Annotated in this window: 1 protein-coding gene and 1 pseudogene; both read right to left on the bottom strand. The window is 60.5% G+C overall.

The features are described 5' to 3' along the window. Window positions 1-4: 4 nt before the first annotated feature. Window positions 5-346, bottom strand: a complete 342-nt coding sequence (locus tag EDD52_RS24455; protein ID WP_424449943.1) for a hypothetical protein — start codon at window positions 344-346, stop codon at window positions 5-7. Window positions 347-515: 169 nt separating this feature from the next. Continuing rightward, window positions 516-1,267 (bottom strand): annotated as a pseudogene (gene istA / locus EDD52_RS24460) (IS21 family transposase); the annotation flags it as partial.

Raw genomic sequence — 1,267 nt, forward strand, 5'->3', positions numbered from 1 at the left:
TCGGTCATGCCGCTGCCCCGGACATCAGCACCTTGTAGCTGGCCGGGTCAGTCGTCTCGACCTGGGGCTTGGGCAGGTAGGGATAGATGTCCAGATCAAGCCGCGGTGGCCGTTTCTCGATCCGGCACAGGACCAGATGCTTGACTGCGTCGTAGCCGAGGGCCCCGAGATCGAGCGCCTGTTTGATAGCGCCATGGACATGGTGCATCTCGAAGGTCTCCAGCAGGCGCAGAACCTGGACGTACTCGCGCTTGCCCTTCTTTCCCATCCGCGCTTCCAGCAACCGGTGCAGGGTGGCGAACTCAGTGGGCAGGTCCCAGCCTTTGAGTGGTGCGGCCTGATCCAATGCCCCGACCTTTTGCTCCAGAAGAGGCAGGTAGTGCATCGGATCGAACACCATGTCGGCCTTCTCGTAGGACCGCCCCTCTCAGCGATTGCTTTGCAATCGCCTGCCGGGCAGTGGATGGCGGGCGATCACCTCTGCGCCGCAGCCCCCTCTCATTGATTGCTGTGCAATCAACTGCCGGGCAATGGATGACCACCTCATGGACGTCATGTCGGAGACATGCTTTCAGCATGATGCCCCGGACCTGAACCTCGTGGTGTGCGTAGGCGACCGGGACGGAATAATCGTTGTTGCGATAGCGGACCATGGAGATCGACGTCGCCCGTGTGCTGACCTTCTCGCAAGCATCGTAAGGCGTGGGCGGCAGTGCCATCAGCGCATCCAGGTCGCGCAACAGGCGTTCGCTGATCGGCTCTGAATGACCACGCACGGTGTCGTCCTGGCGCCGCAGGCATTGTTCTTCGAGCCGGGCATTCAGCTCATCGAAGCTGTTGAACCGGGGCGCGGGCACGAGAAAGTTCCGTCGCCCATAGCCGATTATGCCTTCGACGTTGCCTTTATCGTTGCCCTTTCCCGGCCGACCGAACTTGTCGTCGAACAGATAATGCGACTGCAACTCGGAAAAGATCCTGGTTCGCTCCCGCTTTCCATCACCGCAGATCTTGGCGACAGCGATCAAAGTGTTGTCATACAGGATGGACAACGGCACGCCGCCGAAGAATGCGAAGGCGGAGACATGCCCATCGCAGAACGCCTCGGTCGTCTCGGCAGGATAGGCCTTGATGAAGAACGCGTCCGAATGCGGCAACGCCATCGCAAAATAGTGCAGCTTGCACTCGACCCCGTCAATCACACCAAGCGTCTCGCCAAAATCCACCTGCGCGTGACCGGGCGCGTGCGACAGCGGGACGAACACTTCCT

It is taken from the genome of Primorskyibacter sedentarius (assembly GCF_004342065.1).
In the GTDB taxonomy this organism is placed as follows: Bacteria; Pseudomonadota; Alphaproteobacteria; order Rhodobacterales; family Rhodobacteraceae; genus Primorskyibacter; species Primorskyibacter sedentarius.